Here is a 15,861-nt window from a genome sequence, read left to right as displayed (position 1 = left end):
ATTGTCCGTTTGTTTCAGCTTGAACCTCTCGCTGTACTCCTTCTTGTATCAAATTCTATTTAAGAGAACCCTATGGCATTGTATTGCGGAATCGTTGGTTTGCCCAATGTTGGAAAATCAACCCTGTTTAACGCATTAACCCGGGCGAAGATCGCCGCCGAAAATTATCCATTCTGTACGATCGATCCTAACGTGGGCGTTGTTCCCGTACCCGACAATAGAATGGAAAAGCTGGCGGAAATTGTAAAACCCGAGCGCACGCTGCCTACGACCATCGAATTTGTGGATATCGCGGGCCTGGTTGCGGGCGCATCGAAAGGCGAGGGCTTGGGCAACCAGTTCCTGGGCAATATACGTGAAACCGACGCAATAGCTCATGTTGTGCGCTGTTTTCATGATGAAAACGTCGTCCACGTGGCCGGCAAGATCGATCCCGTTTCAGACATAGAAGTCATTAACACGGAATTGGCGCTGGCTGATATGGCCACGATAGAACGGGCGTTACAGCGCGTATCGAAAGCCGCCAAATCAGGCAACAAGGAAGAACAGGCGAAAAAACAAGTGCTGGAAAAAGTCGCGACGCATCTGGACACCGGTGAGCCCGTGCGGGCCATGGGATTAAGCGATGATGAAAAAGCGCTGATAAAAGACTTGTGCTTGCTGACGATCAAGCCCACCATGTACATCGCCAATGTCCAGGATGACGGCTTCGAGGACAATCCCCTGCTGGACAGGGTCAGGGAGTTTGCCGATAAGGAAGGAGCTGTGGTCGTACCGATTTGCGCCGCGATAGAGGCGGAAATCGCCCAGCTGGATGATGACGAAAAGAAAGAATTCCTCGATGATCTGGGTCTGGAAGAGCCGGGGTTGAACCGTGTCGTCAGGGCCGGCTACGCATTGCTGAATCTGTCCACCTATTTTACCGCCGGCGTAAAGGAAGTCCGGGCCTGGACCATTCCGACGGGCGCGACCGCGCCTCAGGCCGCCGGCGTCATCCATTCGGATTTCGAAAGAGGCTTTATTCGCGCCGAAGTGATTGCCTACGAGGACTTCATCGCCCATAAAGGCGAACAGGGCGCCAAGGATGCCGGAAAATGGCGTCTTGAAGGCAAGGACTACATTGTTAAGGATGGCGATGTGATCCATTTCAGATTCAACGTTTGACAAAACCTGAGCGGGTATTTAAAATGCCCGTTCTTTGTAAAGACCTGTCCGAAGGCGATGTAGCTCAGCCGGTTAGAGCGTGGGATTCATAACCCCAAGGTCGGTGGTTCGATCCCACCCATCGCCACCATTATCCTCGGTGATAATTTTATTGTCGTAACATCCTTGGGATGTCATCGACTTATGCAACTAAAGACCTGTCCGAAGGCGATGTAGCTCAGCCGGTTAGAGCGTGGGATTCATAACCCCAAGGTCGGTGGTTCGATCCCACCCATCGCCACCATTCAAATCCTGATGCAAGTCACCCGGTTTCTGCCGTTGTTTTTTGATTGATATAGCGCCTTGTCGGCACAATCGATCAATCCGCCGGCATCGATGCCAGGGCCAGGAATTGCCGTCGCGGTGCCAAGACTCACCGTCACAACATCGGCAATACTGGACCGTTGATGCGGTATCCTTTGCCGCATGACCGCATTGCGCAATCTTTCACCGACGATTTCAGCCCCCGCCGGGGCAGTCATGGGGAGCACGCAAATGAATTCTTCACCGCCGTATCGCGCAACAAAATCCACCGGACGGGACAGTGTTTCCTGGAACACTTGGGCAACTTGCTTTAAGCAGCAGTCGCCAAGGATGTGACCATAATGGTCGTTATAGTCCTTGAAATAATCGATATCGATTAATACGACGCTGAGAAAATTCTTCGCGCGCATCATGTTCCGCCATTCCTGATACAGAAACTCATTAAGCCGGCGCCGGTTGGCCAGGCCCGTTAATTCATCCGTTGTTGACAGACGTTCAAGCAGATCCTTGCAACGTTTAAGCTCAATCTGATTCTTTATTCTCAGCTTAATGATTTCGACATTGGTGTTCTTGCTGATCGTATCGGCGCCGCCCAGCATCAGAGACCTGGCTTCGCTTTCCTCGGTCATCAAGGCCGTCATGAATATAATCGGGATGGCTTGCGTATCAGGATCGCTTTTTAAAAGGTTGCAGGTTTGATAACCGTTGAATTCCGGGATATTGATATCAAGCAATATCAGATCCGGTTGCTCAAATTTGGCAATCTCATACCCTGATTGTCCATTAAGCGCAGTGAAGATCTTAAACTCAGGTTCCAATGAGGCCCGCAATAGATCGATGCTGACTGAACTATCGTCAATGATTAAAATACGCTCAATTTTTGTGTCGATATCGAAATTAGCGTCCGTCCCACAGTACCTTGAATTTTGCATTTGATATTCCGAGTAAAAATTACCAAAAGTTTCTTCCTGGCAAATGACCTTTGCATTTTGCTGGATAGGTCACCAGGCTCTTCCAAATATTGCCTTTTCATTAGCGTATATAGCTAATTGTGTGCCAGTTGGCAAAATTCCGCGTGCATAGGGGTTAAGGAAATGGGGTTTAAATGGTATATGGAGCTTGTTGATAATAATATTAAAAATTATAAGTTTAAATAATAAGTAAGATTTTTTCCTGCTTTCCTGAAAAACAGTCTATTCTTTATAAAAACATAAAAATATTTATACAAGGGACGGGGTGGCTGAATCTCAACGCATATTGCTAAGCTGGATAGGGAAAACCGACCTCAATGCCGCCGAAAATATCGAGGCGGCGGGCATTGGGCCTATTGCGCAGGCTGTCTTACAGCGATCCTTCGATCAGATTTATCTTTTCAGCAGCTATCCCGACAATGAAGCCCGTGGCTTTATCGATTGGCTCGGGCAACATACCGGCAGCGCGATTCAGTACCACCCCGTTGTACTGTCGAGCCCCACGCATTTTGGCGAGATCTACCAGGCGGTATCGCACTGCATTGAAAACATTCCGGCGTATCAGGATGCGAAACTGACATTTCATCTGAGTCCCGGCACGCCGGCAATGGCGGCCGTCTGGATCATTCTGGCAAAAACCCGCTTTGCCGCGGAACTGATCGAATCCTCGAAAGAGAACGGCGTCAAAACCGCCACGGTACCCTTTGAGCTCTCGGCCGAGTATATCCCCGATCTTTACAAGCGTGCCGATGCCGATATCGCCCGGCTGAGCGCCGGTTTGCCGGATGAGGCGCCGGCGTTCTCGGCGATCGTCCATCAAAGCGACGTGATGAAGCGGGTCGTCGCCAAAGCCCACCGTGTAGCGCCCCGATCCGTGCCGGTCCTGATCGAAGGCGACAGCGGCACCGGCAAGGAACTGCTGGCGCGCGCCATTCACAACACCAGCCCCAGGCGGGACAAGCCTTTCATCGCCGTCAATTGCGGCGCCATCTCGCCGGAACTGGTCGAGTCCGAATTTTTCGGCCACGAGAAAGGCGCTTTCACCGGCGCGGCCGGCAGCAGACACGGCCATTTTGAAACCGCCGACAACGGCACGCTGTTTCTCGATGAAATCGGCGAATTGCCGCTGGCCATGCAGGTCAAGCTGCTGCGGGTATTGCAGGAAGGCGAGGTGGTCAGGGTCGGCGCCAGCAGACCGGTAAAACTCAACGTGCGCATCATCGCGGCAACTCACCGCGTACTGATCGATGACGTGGCGGCGGGGCGCTTCCGGGAAGACCTGTTTTACCGACTGGCCGTCGCCATCATCAAATTGCCCGCTCTGAAAGACCGGGCCGGGGATCTGAATCTACTGATCGATTCCTTGCTGGACAGGATCAACAAGGAGAGCGTCGCGGAGCCGGCCTGGGTCAATAAGAAACTTTCTGTTTCCGCAAGAAACGTTCTGCTCAATCACGACTGGCCTGGTAATATACGCGAACTGGCCAACACCCTGACCCGGGCCGTACTCTGGTCCGAGGCGGAGATCATCGGCCAGCAGGACATCCAGGACGCGCTGCTGAAAAGGCGGCAGACCGACGCAGCGGCGGAAACCATCCTGCATCAGCCCATCGAAGAAGGCTTTGATTTACAGGCGGTTATCTCCCAAGTCGCCGAACACTATCTGCACCGTGCGCTCAAGCTGACCGGCAACAACAAAACCAGGGCTGCGGAACTGCTCAAGTTCAGCAACTACCAGACGCTCAACAACTGGATAAAAAAATACGATATAAAACTGTAATTGGCACGCTTTTCGCTAAATGCAGCTCATGGACAAAATCATCATGCAATCACTGAACTTCGAATTTATCAGGCCGCACCGGCCCGAACTGGCCGATCTGGGCGGCCTGGCCGAATACCATCTGTATGTCGATCCCGGCAGCAGCCTGGTGAAACTGCGCACGCTGGCCGAGCAGGTCGTCAAAACCATTCATCAACTGGAGCACCTGCCGAAACTGCACCGTCCGCAGTTGATCGACCTGATCAACGATGCGGCCTTTCAGGAAGTCGCCAGCAAACCGCTGATAACCAATCTCAACTACCTGCGCATCCAGGGCAATGGCCCGGCCCACGGCGAATCCGGCGATTTGCGCACGGCGATGATCGCCCTGGGCGTCGCGCAACAGGTGACGGCCTATCTGGCCTTGCGCTATTACGCCGTCGACAGGGACGAGATCCCGACCTTTCAGGAGCCGCCCGATATCAACAAACAAACGGCGGCGCTGCAACGCGACAGCCAGCATTACAAAAAGATCGCCCAGCAAAAAACCGAAGAACTGGAACGCTTGTTGGAGGAAATCGAACAGCTTCGGGCCGGCGCCAAACTACAGGAGGCCACGGCCGAAGAGCGCCAGGCTTCGGCCGCCAGCAGCCGGCAGGTCAGCGATGCGCTGGCCTGGAGCGAAGCCAAGACCCGCGCACTGATGATCGATGCGCTGCTGGCCAAAGCCGGCTGGGACATCGGCAACAGGAACCAGGTGACCCTGGAATGGGAGGTTCAACATCAACCGACCGCCAGCGGCTTGGGCAAGGCCGACTATGTGCTCTGGGGCGACGACGGCAAGCCGCTGGCCGTGATCGAGGCCAAGAAAGCCTCCGAGAAGTTGAGCCTGGGCCGCGAGCAGGCCCGCATCTATGCCGACGGACTGGAAAAAACCCATGGCCAGCGCCCGGTCATTTTCTACACCAACGGCTACGAAATCGGCCTGTGGGACGACAGGCAATACAACAGCGCGCGCACCGTTTACGGCTTCTACAGCAAGGAAAGCCTGCAATACCTGCTGTACCAGCGCTTTCACCGGCAGCCGGAACCGGAAAAATTCAACCCCGACGCCGCCATCGCCGGCCGCCCGTATCAGATAGAAGCCATCAAGGCCGTCGCCGAACGCTTTCAGAACCAGCGCCGCAAAGCCCTGCTCGTGCAGGCCACCGGCACCGGCAAGACGCGCGTGGCGATAGCGCTCGCGGAACTGCTGCTCAGGACCGGCTGGGCCAAGCGCATCCTGTTCCTGTGCGACCGCAACGAACTGCGCAAGCAGGCCGCCGACGCCTTCAAAACCTACCTGCCTTCCGAGCCGCGCTGCATCATCGGCGAAACCAAAGCCGTCGATGCCAACGCCCGCGTTTACGTGTCCACCTATCCGGCCATGATGAACCGGTTCGAGCAGTTCGACATCGGCTTTTTCGACCTGATCATCGCCGACGAATCGCACCGCTCCATCTACAACAAATACCGCGACCTGTTCATCTACTTCGACGCCCTGCAGATCGGCCTGACCGCCACGCCGGTCAAATTCATCAGCCGCAACACCTACGCGCTGTTCGAATGCGAGAACCAGGACCCGACCTTCCAGTTCAGCCTGGAGCAGGCGATCAACAACGTGCCGCCCTATCTGGTGCCGTTCAAGGTCAAGGACCTGACCACCCACTTCCTGCGCGAAGGCATCAAATGGGCCAGCCTGAGCGAAGACCAGCGCGAACAGCTCCAGGAGCAGGACGATGAGGCCGAAGCCTTCGACTACCAGGGCAAGGACATCGGCAAGGCCGTGTTCAATAAGGACACCGACCGCGTGATCCTGCAAAACCTGATGACCAACGGCATCAAGGACGATACCGGCTCGCTGGTCGGCAAGACCATCCTGTTCGCCCGCAGCCAGAAGCATGCCGAGGCCCTGCAGGAAACCTTCGCCGAACTGTACCCGCAATACGGCGATGCGGTCTGTAAGGTCATCCACAACAAAATACCGCTCGCGGAAGCGCTGATCGACGAATTCAAGCAGGGCAAGAGCAACTTCCGCATCGCCATCTCCGTCGACATGCTCGACACCGGCGTCGACGTGCCGGAAGTCGTGAATCTGGTGTTCGCCAAGCCGGTGAAATCCTGGGTCAAATTCTGGCAGATGATCGGCCGCGGCACCCGGCTGTGCGAAAACCTGTTCGGTCCCGGCAAGGACAAGCAGGCATTCCTGATTTTCGACCACTACAGCAACTTCAAGTATTTTGAAGAAGAATACGAAGAAGCCGAAATCAGCGAGAGCAAATCGGTGCTGCAGCACCTGTTCGAAGCCCGGCTGCAACTGTGCGACACCGCCGTCGCCAACAACCACCGGGACGGCTTCGATACCGCCATAGCCTTGCTCAGGCAGGACATCAACGATCTGCCGCAAAACAGCGTTCAGGTCCGCAGCGAACTCAAAACCATCCACCAGCTGCTGCAGCCCGGCGTGCTGGAAGCGTTCACGCCGGCGACCCGGCAGCTGCTGCGCAAAACCATCGCGCCGCTGATGGGCAACCGCCGGCTCAGCGACAGCGACGCCGTCAAGTTCGACCGCCTGGCCGCCGAGCTGCAGGACTGCTTCGTCAAAAAAGCCAGCTGTTTTCAGGACCGGCAGCTGGAACTGCTGGCCCGCGTGGACCGGCTCGCCATCACCATCAAAGCCGTGCGCGACAAGGACGACCTCATCAAGGCCATAAAAAAGCAAGGCTGGTGGGACAGCGCCGACTTCAACGCCCTGGAAAACCTGCGCCTGGAACTGCGCGGACTCATGAAATACCAGCAGGGCATCAACGAGCCGGGCGGGGGCGTCAAGCAAATCGACGTGATCGAACAGCGGGACGGCATCTACAGCGTCGACATCAAGCCCAATCTGACCGGCACCGAAGCTATCGCCTATAAATTCAAACTCAAGGTCATCCTGCAAGACCTGCTGGAAAGCAGCACCACCCTGCAGCAAATCCACAAAGGCCAGCCGGTCACCGATGCCGAACTGCAGCAGCTGACATCCCTGGTGCTGACCCAGAACCCCGGCGTCGATCTGGCGACCTTGCAGGCATTCTTCCCGGACACGGCCGGCAACCTGCATCTGGCCATCCGCGCGCTGATCGGCCTGGACCCGGAAAAAGTCGAGCAGAACTTCACCGCATTTCTGCACCAGCACGCGCAATTGACCGCCTTGCAGGTCCGGTTCCTGAACCTGCTGAAAAGCTACATCGCGCAGAACGGCTTCATCACCGTCGAGAAACTTTACGACGCCCCGTTTTCCAACCTGCATTCGGAAGGCATCGACGGCATCTTCAAAATCGAACAGGCCGATGAACTGTTCGCCTTGTTGAAGCCGTTTATGCTGCAGCAGCAAACGGAGCGGAATGTATAATGGACAGAATTTACGCAGCCGCAGACACGCATTTCATCGTTCCCACGCTCCGGCGTGGGAATGCCGCTGGCACCGCTCCAGCGGTGCGTGACGCCGTAGCGTCAACGGCTGGGTTCCCACGCCGGAGCGTGGGAACCATAAAAAAAGCGCCATCAACACGACTCAGATTACAAAACCACAGGCTGCACAGAGACATAAATTAGATATTTTTATCTCTGCCCGCTCTGTGTCAACCATATAAAAAATCAGGAACTCATGATAACCGGACAACTACGCAACCAAATCGACCAACTCTGGGAAAAATTCTGGACCGGCGGCATTACCAACCCCTTGACCGTCATCGAACAAATCTCCTTCCTGATGTTCGCGCGCCTGCTCGACATCCAGGAAACCAACAACGAACGCGTGGCCGCGCGCAGCAACAGGCCGTTCAAACGCCTGTTTCCGGAAGACCCGGACGGGCAGTTGCTGCGCTGGCAGAACTTCCGCCATCTGGCCGGCAAAGACATGCTCAAGCATGTCAAAACCAACGTCTTTCCGCATTTTGCCAAGGTCACGCTGGCCGATACCGATTTCGGCGAATACATGCGCGACGCCGACATGGAAATCAAAAGCGAATCCCTGCTGGTCGCGGCCGTGGAAATGATCGAAAAACTGCCGCTGACGGCCGGAGACACCAAGGGCGACCTGTACGAATACCTGCTGTCCAAGCTGACCACCGCCGGCATCAACGGCCAGTTCCGCACGCCGCGCCACATCATCGACCTGATGGTCGCCATGATCGACCTCAGGCCCGACGAAACCCTCTGCGATCCGGCCTGCGGCACCGCCGGCTTCCTGGCGCGCGGCATGGAATACCTGAATCGCACCCATACCTCGGCCGAGGCGCTGTATCAGGACGAAGAAGGCCATGACGTCTATGTCGGCGACCTGCTGGAGCCGTACCGCGACCATATCCGGCGCAACATGTTCTGGGGCTTTGATTTCGACACCACCATGCTCAGGCTGTCCAGCATGAACATGCTGCTGCACGGCGTCAGCCACGCCAACATCCATTATCAGGACAGCCTGAACAAGAACATCAACGAACACTGGCCGCGGCAGGAACAGAATTATTTCGATGTCGTGCTCGCCAATCCGCCGTTCAAGGGCAGCCTGGACGAGACCAGCACCCACCCGGAAATCCTGCGCATCGTCAAAACCAAGAAAACCGAGCTGCTGTTCATCGCCCATATTCTCCGGATGCTCAAACTCGGCGGCCGCAGCGCCACCATCGTGCCGGACGGCGTGCTGTTCGGCTCGTCCAAGGCCCACCAGACGCTGCGCCGGCACCTGCTCGACGACAACCAGCTCGAAGGTATCGTCAGCCTGCCCAGCGGCGTGTTCAAGCCCTATGCGGGCGTGTCCACGGGCATCCTGATCTTCACCAAGGGCGGCCGGACCGAGCAGGTCTGGTTTTACGACGTCAAGGCCGACGGCTACTCGCTGGACGACAAGCGCAACCCGGTTGCCGCCAACGACCTGCCGGACGTATTGCAGCAATGGCGGCAGCGGGAAAGCGCCGGCTCAAGCGACCGCACGGCCGCCTGCTTCGCCGTGCCGGCGGACGAAATCCGCGCCAACAAATACGATCTGTCGATCAACCGCTACAAGGAAGTGGTGCATGAGGAAGCGCAGTATGAGCCGCCGAAGGAGATTCTGAAGCGGTTGATGGCGTTGGAGGATGAGATTCAGCGGGAGTTGAAGGAGTTGGAGGGGATGCTTTGATTAAGCTTGGATGTAACGATTCCATACCAAATAGCTGGAAATGGTATAAAGCTCAGGATTGCATGGATGTCAGAGATGGTACACATGATTCTCCAAAGTATGTTATTGAAGGTTATCCATTAGTTACTTCCAAGAACTTAGTTAGTGGGCAAATCGATTTTTCTACTTGTAACTTAATTTCTAAAGAAGATCATGATGCTATTTCAAAACGTTCTGCAGTTGATGATGGAGATATTTTATATGCAATGATTGGGACTATAGGTAATCCCGTAATTGTTGAAAAATCTTGTGATTTTTCTATAAAAAACGTGGCGTTGTTTAAGTTTAACAATGAGAAAGTATTTAATAGATATATTTATCATTTTTTAAACAGTCCCTTGGCTGAACGGCAATTTAATAGCAATTCACGTGGTGGAACTCAAAAATTTGTATCTTTGAGTAATATTAGAGATTTACAAATCCCCCTCCCACCCCTAGCCGAACAAAAACGCATCGCCGCCATCCTCGACAAAGCCGACAGCCTGCGCCGCAAACGCCAGCAAGCCATCCAGCTCGCCGACCAATTCCTCCGCGCCGTGTTTCTGGATATGTTCGGCGATCCGGTGACGAATCCGAAGGGGTGGCAAATAAGTACCTTTGGAGAAATATTTGATGTAAGAGATGGAACACATGATTCGCCAAAGTATTTACATACAGGATATCCATTAATTACATCAAAAAATATAAAAAATGGTATGTTGGATTTAAGAGATGTCAATTATATTTCCCAAGCTGACTATGATTCTATAAATAAACGATCAAAGGTGGATGTTGGTGATGTTTTAATGCCAATGATTGGAACAATTGGAAATCCAGTTATAGTCAATTTTGAACCGAACTTCGCAATTAAAAATGTAGCTTTAATCAAAACCAACAATTCAAAAATACCACCCGAAATAGTAAAGATGCTTTTGGATGGTCCATTGCTGAAGCATGCAATTACTTCTCTTGGACGAGGGGGGACTCAAAAATTTTTAAGCCTTGGAGATATTCGGCAATTGAAATGTTTTATTCCTGATACCGAAGTGATTGATAAATTTCTGCTTATAAACAATAAGACTCAAAAGTTAGTTGGCAAATATCTTGTTCATAACAAATCTAATATTTTTGAATCACTCAGCCAAAAAGCCTTCGCCGGTGAACTTTAGTCGAGCTGAATAAGGAATAAAACCCCGAGCCGGACGGGGCATGTTGCCCCGTCCGAAATGTTTGGCACTGGTTGAATGCGGCCACTAATGGCCGTATGGCGGGTGAATCGTATGGCCGTATGGCGGATAAATCGTAGGGTGGATTTGCCTTGGCAATCCACCAACAAACGGCGCCTTGAAGCCGTCATGTTCCGCAATGTTACCGGCCTGCTGGAAATGGCGGTTTGCTGCGCGAAACCACCCTACGCGTTACGGGTTGTAGTCGAGTATCTGAATAAGGAATAAAACCACTAAAACCACAGAGAGCACAGAGGACACAGAGGTTTGGAGAAAAATGAATCCTCTGTGCACTCTGTGGTTGAAAAAAACTAATCATCGTCTTTAAAATCCTTCGCATGGCCGTATGGCGGATGAATCGTAGGGTGGATTTGCCTTGGCAATCCACCAACAAACGGAGCCTTGAAACCGTCATGTTCCGCAATGTTACCGGCCTGCTTGAAATGGCGGTTTGCTGCGCGAAACCGCCCTACGCGTTACGGGTTGTAGTCGAGTATCTGAATAAGGAATAAAACCACTAAAACCACAGAGAGCACAGAGGACACAGAGGTTTGGAGAAAAATGAATCCTCTGTGCACTCTGTGGTTGAAAAAAACTAATCATCGTCTTTAAAATCCTTCGCAGTGAACCCGCGAATTAACCATCGTAACCAGGAAAAAACCATGCAAGCCTATTATGAAATAGAGCCAAAAAACCTTCGCCGGTGAACTGTAATGTCCGTGCCACAAAGCCAAGAACATTTATCCAGCCTGCTACGCGAACTGTGCAAACTACCCAAAGAAACCGAATGGGTCGAGTTCAAGCATAGTAATGACGATCCACAGATGATCGGCGAATATATTTCCGCACTCGCTAATTCGGCGGCTTTGCTAGGCAAACAGTCAGCCTATATCGTTTGGGGCATAGCCGATGAAGATCACGCGCTTCTGGGCACAAACTTCAAGCCTTCAACAGCTCGTCATAAACAGCAGGAACTGGAAAACTGGCTGTTGCAAAAGGTTACACCGAAAATTCATTTCCAATTTCTGGAATTTGAAATAGAGGATAAACCATTTGTTATTCTGGAAATCGCCGCAGCGAACCATACGCCCGTGCAGTTTGACGGGACTGAGTATATACGCATCGGTTCCTATAAGAAAAAGCTTCGAGACCATTCTGCCAAGGAGCGTGAACTGTGGCGTACGTTTGACCGGGTGCCGTTTGAACAGCAAAGAGCGGCGGAAAACCAAAACAGCGAGCAGGTTTTAAAGCGGCTGGATTACCCGAGTTATTTTGATTTGACCAATTTACCTTTACCGGATAATCGCACAGGAATTTTAGATGCCTTAGAGGCTGACCGTTTGATCGTTAAAACTGATAACGGACATTGGCATATTTCCAATTTAGGCGCAGTATTGTTTGCCAAACAATTAAACGATTTTCCTCATTTGGCACGCAAAGCAGTGCGCGTGATTTTGTATAAAGGCAGCAGCCGTGTTGAAACTATCCGCGAGATTGGTGGCAATAAGGGTTATGCCTCGGGCTTTGAAAGATTAATTGGTTTTATAAACAATTTACTGCCAGAAAACGAGGTAATTGGTCAGGCGTTACGCAAATCGGTTCCGATGTTTCCCGAGCTTGCCATTCGCGAATTGGTCGCGAATGCGATTATTCATCAGGACTTTACGCTTTCAGGCACCGGCCCAATGATCGAGATATTTTCTGATCGCATGGAAATTACTAACCCAGGCATCCCGCTGGTGGATACGCAACGTTTCCTTGACAGTCCGCCTCGCAGCCGGAATGAAGGTCTGGCGTCGTTTCTGCGTCGTATCGGCATCTGCGAAGAGCGTGGTAGCGGCATCGACAAAGTCGTTTTCCAGACTGAGGTTTACCAGCTTCCCGCACCCGCTTTTGAAGTCACTCAGGAACATACCCGTGCGGTACTTTTTGGTCATAAAGAATTTAAAGATATGGACAAAGAAGATCGTATCCGCGCTTGTTATCAGCATTGTTGCCTCAAATATGTTAACCGTGAGCCGATGAATAACACTTCACTCAGGGAGCGTTTAGGTGTTGAAGTGAAAAACAGCGCTATGGTCAGTCGGATTATTAAACAAGCCGTAGAGGCTGCAATTATTCGCCCTTATGATCCTGATGCCGGAACCAAAGCCATGCGGTATATCCCATTCTGGGCTTAACAATTTGCTTGATTGTTGCTTGACTGAGATGCGTTCATGAAACAGATAGATATATATAATTATTTGATAATTATAAAGAATTTAGAAAAATATTTGCTTGACCGTTGCTTGACTGGAAGTGGCGTTATTACACAAATTTGAACCTCGAGCCGGACGGGGCATGTTGCCCCGTCCGAAATGTTTGGCACTGGTTGAATGCGGCCACTAAGCACAGACATCGAAGAAACGTTAGGGACGGGGTTACAAACCCCGTCCCGCTTGGTTTCAGTAATTCGCGATGCGGCTCATACAAATCAAAGGGGCTGCCTGTATCGTGCGGATGCATTGTAGGGGCGGACCTACGTGTCCGCCCTGTTTCGGGTGCATAACGGGTTATCGGAGAACCGTTGGCCAAAGGTGAACCGTTGAGCAAGGGCGAACACACAGGTTCGCCCCTACGTGTCTGTTCATTTTATGGTATCAGGGCGTCAATCCGTAGGAATTGCCAGATTAAAACGCCTGGGAATCAAGGATGGCCGTATGGCGGCTGAATCGTAGGGTGGATTTGCCTTGGCAATCCACCAACAAACGGAGCCTTGAAACCGTCATGTTCCGCAATGTTACCGGCCTGCTTGAAATGGCGGTTTGCTGCGCGAAACCGCCCTACGCGTTACGGGTTTGTAATTCGACAGTTTGTAACCATTAAATTCGAGGTAAGAAAGATGCTAAAAAGTTACGAAGCATTCTATGACAACGGTAAATTGAAATGGCTGGGTATTCCGCCGCATATTAAAAAAGCCAAAGTGATCGTCGTGGTCGAAGAGGAAGAATTTGAAGCCGCGCATGATCAATCAATCAAACAACTAAAGGGCATGGCCCCTAAACCCGCGCATGCAGTCAGCTTGGAAGATATGGATAAAGCCATTCAAGATGAAGGGGCAAAACGTTGATCGGGCTGGATACCAATGTCATCATCCGTTATATCGTTCAGGATGACGAACAACAAGCCAAATTGGCAACGGATTTGATCGAAGGCCAATGTTCCAGCGAAAATCCGGTGTTTATTAACGAAATTACGCTGTGCGAAATCGTATGGGTGCTTAAGCGCGCTTATGGTTACGAAAAAACAGTGATTATAAACATTTTAAGACAATTGCTGGTCAGTCGGGAAATCACTATTTCATCGCATTCTGAAGCATGGGCGGCATTTCATGATTATGAAAACGGCAATGCCGATTTTTCGGATTGCTTTATCGCTCAGCTAAACAAACAAAGAGGTTGTCCGTTTACGTATTCGTTCGATAAGAAAGCCTGCCAGCACGGTCTTTTTAAATTGTTGTCCTGAAAGGTTGTAAGTACCGAACAACAAAAACAGCCACCATGAATAAAACCGAACTTCCCGATAATTACCCCCAATGGCTGGCAGGGCTGAAGAGGCAAATCGCCTCGGCCCAGCAGCGTGCCGCTTTAGCCGTCAACCAGGAGTTGATCCGGCTGTACTGGCAGCTCGGCATCGACATTTTACAGCGCCAGGCCGAGCAGGGCTGGGGCAGCAAGGTGATCGAACGGCTGGCTGAGGACTTGCAGCAGGCTTTCCCGGATTTAAAAGGATTTTCGGCGCGGAATATCAAGTACATGCGCGCTTTCGCGGAAGCCTGGCCGATAACCGCGGCATCACCCTCAATTGTGCAACAGCCTGTTGCACAAATTCCCTGGGGCCATAATCTGGTGTTGCTGACCAAGCTGAAAACGCCGGAGCAGCGCCTGTGGTATGCCCGTAAAACGATAACGCATGGCTGGTCGCGCAATGTGCTGGTGCATCAGATTGAAAGCGGCCTGATGCAGCGCGAGGGCCAGGCGGTCAGCAATTTCTGCCAAAACCTGCCCGATGCGCAATCCGAACTGGCTCAGGCGATGCTGAAAGACCCTTATGTCTTCTATTTTTTTGAGCATAGGAGCAGAAGCGCGCGAGCGCGACATAGAACAGGCGCTGACGCAGCATATCACTCAGTTCCTGCTGGAGCTGGGGGCCGGCTTCGCTTATGTCGGCAGACAGGTCGAGCTGAACGTGGGCGGCGATGATTTTTATCTGGATTTATTGTTCTACCACCTGAAGTTGCGCTGCTATGTCGTCGTGGAGCTCAAAACCGGCGATTTCAAGCCGGAGCATACAGGGCAATTGAGTTTCTATTTAAGTGCGGTAGACGCCCGGATCAAAAGCGAACAGGACGCCCCCAGCATCGGTTTGCTGTTATGCAAGACCCGCAACAAGCTGGTCGCGGAATACGCTCTGCGCGACAACAACAAGCCGATCGGCGTCGCACAATACCAGCTGGCCCAGGCGCTGCCCGCCGACCTGGAAAATCAGTTGCCAAGTATTGAGCAGATCGAGCGCGAACTGGAAAAAGAGGCTTGAAACATTGGTTTTATAATCGTTTGAAAATACAAAAAGTATTCCACCGGCTGTTTATTGATGAAGTTTAGTTAAATTCAGGACAAAAGGACCGATTAATGGACAATTTAGCTTTGAGCGCTCTGCAGTTGGATTCCAGGCTCGATCACTGTACGGTTTATCAGTATCGGATTGTTTATCACAAGTTTGATGAAACCGAGGCAAGCGAAAAGCTGGCCCGGAAAGCAGCTTATGAATTATTGAAGGTTAACAATTTTGCATTGCTGACCAATCTGGGCAATAACGGCATTCTTTCCCTAAAGCCGTTATCGCAGCTCTCAGTCGATTCGCCTCACTTACAGGCAAGCCTGAAAGCGGACGGACAGCTGGAACTCGATTGTTGCAATGAGCAGCATCAGGAAGCCTTGCAAAGACTGATCAATCAGGATATTAATAAAGCCGCCTGGAACCTGAAACAGGCCAGCGAAGGCAAACTGGATTGTAGAAAAGCAACCGGCGGCCCCTTATTCACGGCCGAAGCAGGCGCTAAACAGCAATAACAGCAATAACAGAGCGACGGTTCAAAGCAACCTTGAATTAGCACAGATCATCATCCTGCGGTATCGCATCATCTCTCCATTCAAGAAAAAAACAGCTGCCTCCCAGGCA

Annotated in this window: 13 protein-coding genes and 2 tRNA genes; 14 read left to right on the top strand and 1 reads right to left on the bottom strand. The window is 52.0% G+C overall.

Annotated features, from left to right (window positions below; all coding sequences use genetic code 11):
* Positions 1-72: 72 nt before the first annotated feature.
* The 3 genes from ychF (at position 73) to METMA_RS0123225 (ending at position 1,447) form a co-directional block, all read left to right on the top strand.
* The gene (gene ychF, locus METMA_RS0123235) at positions 73-1,164 is read left to right on the top strand and encodes a redox-regulated ATPase YchF (RefSeq protein WP_027147565.1); all 1,092 of its coding nucleotides are present in this window, start codon (positions 73-75) and stop codon (positions 1,162-1,164) included.
* Positions 1,165-1,217: 53 nt separating this feature from the next.
* Positions 1,218-1,294: transfer RNA gene (locus tag METMA_RS0123230), tRNA-Met, on the top strand.
* Between the two features lie 76 nt (positions 1,295-1,370).
* Positions 1,371-1,447 (top strand) — tRNA-Met (locus METMA_RS0123225).
* A gap of 1 nt (position 1,448) precedes the next feature.
* On the opposite strand, the gene METMA_RS0123220 is transcribed toward METMA_RS0123225, so the two are convergent.
* The gene (locus METMA_RS0123220; RefSeq protein WP_020161525.1) at positions 1,449-2,399 is read right to left on the bottom strand and encodes a GGDEF domain-containing response regulator; all 951 of its coding nucleotides are present in this window, start codon (positions 2,397-2,399) and stop codon (positions 1,449-1,451) included.
* A 304-nt stretch (positions 2,400-2,703) separates the two neighbouring features.
* Between METMA_RS0123220 and METMA_RS0123215 the strand changes: the two genes are divergently transcribed.
* From METMA_RS0123215 to METMA_RS0123165, 11 genes are all read left to right on the top strand, one after another.
* Positions 2,704-4,218, top strand: a complete 1,515-nt coding sequence (locus METMA_RS0123215; protein WP_156830609.1) for a sigma-54 interaction domain-containing protein — start codon at positions 2,704-2,706, stop codon at positions 4,216-4,218.
* Positions 4,219-4,261: 43 nt separating this feature from the next.
* The gene (locus METMA_RS0123210; protein ID WP_027147563.1) at positions 4,262-7,630 is read left to right on the top strand and encodes a type I restriction endonuclease subunit R; all 3,369 of its coding nucleotides are present in this window, start codon (positions 4,262-4,264) and stop codon (positions 7,628-7,630) included.
* A gap of 255 nt (positions 7,631-7,885) precedes the next feature.
* Positions 7,886-9,397: a type I restriction-modification system subunit M gene (locus tag METMA_RS0123205; protein ID WP_020161522.1), complete on the top strand. Its 1,512-nt coding sequence runs from the start codon at positions 7,886-7,888 to the stop codon at positions 9,395-9,397.
* 62 nt (positions 9,398-9,459) lie between these two features.
* On the top strand, positions 9,460-10,584 hold the full coding sequence (locus METMA_RS26760) for a restriction endonuclease subunit S (RefSeq protein WP_156830607.1): 1,125 nt from the start codon (positions 9,460-9,462) through the stop codon (positions 10,582-10,584).
* Positions 10,585-10,728: 144 nt separating this feature from the next.
* Positions 10,729-10,869, top strand: coding sequence for a hypothetical protein (locus tag METMA_RS27640; protein ID WP_198014733.1), 141 nt, complete (start codon positions 10,729-10,731; stop codon positions 10,867-10,869).
* 485 nt (positions 10,870-11,354) lie between these two features.
* Entirely contained in the window at positions 11,355-12,821 is a 1,467-nt protein-coding gene (locus METMA_RS0123185) for an ATP-binding protein (protein ID WP_020161517.1), read from the top strand.
* Positions 12,822-13,522: 701 nt separating this feature from the next.
* Positions 13,523-13,750: a hypothetical protein gene (locus METMA_RS25500; RefSeq protein WP_027147562.1), complete on the top strand. Its 228-nt coding sequence runs from the start codon at positions 13,523-13,525 to the stop codon at positions 13,748-13,750.
* Positions 13,747-14,145, top strand: coding sequence for a PIN domain-containing protein (locus METMA_RS0123175; RefSeq protein ID WP_020161515.1), 399 nt, complete (start codon positions 13,747-13,749; stop codon positions 14,143-14,145). The genes METMA_RS25500 and METMA_RS0123175 overlap by 4 nt, the downstream gene beginning before the upstream one ends.
* Positions 14,146-14,180: 35 nt before the next feature.
* On the top strand, positions 14,181-14,882 hold the full coding sequence (locus METMA_RS25495) for a DUF1016 N-terminal domain-containing protein (protein WP_232216420.1): 702 nt from the start codon (positions 14,181-14,183) through the stop codon (positions 14,880-14,882).
* Positions 14,779-15,216 carry a PDDEXK nuclease domain-containing protein gene (locus METMA_RS27935; RefSeq protein ID WP_232216458.1) on the top strand — a complete coding sequence of 146 codons (438 nt, stop codon included), beginning with the start codon at positions 14,779-14,781 and terminating at the stop codon, positions 15,214-15,216. The genes METMA_RS25495 and METMA_RS27935 overlap by 104 nt, the downstream gene beginning before the upstream one ends.
* 95 nt (positions 15,217-15,311) lie before the next feature.
* Positions 15,312-15,752 (top strand): hypothetical protein, encoded by a 441-nt coding sequence (locus METMA_RS0123165; RefSeq protein ID WP_020161513.1) that lies wholly within the window; start codon positions 15,312-15,314, stop codon positions 15,750-15,752.
* Positions 15,753-15,861 lie beyond the last annotated feature (109 nt).

This window comes from Methylobacter marinus A45, assembly GCF_000383855.1.
Lineage (GTDB): Bacteria > Pseudomonadota > Gammaproteobacteria > Methylococcales > Methylomonadaceae > Methylobacter > Methylobacter marinus.
Note: the sequence above shows the minus strand (reverse complement) of the source record. Positions and strands in the feature narration are given on the sequence as shown.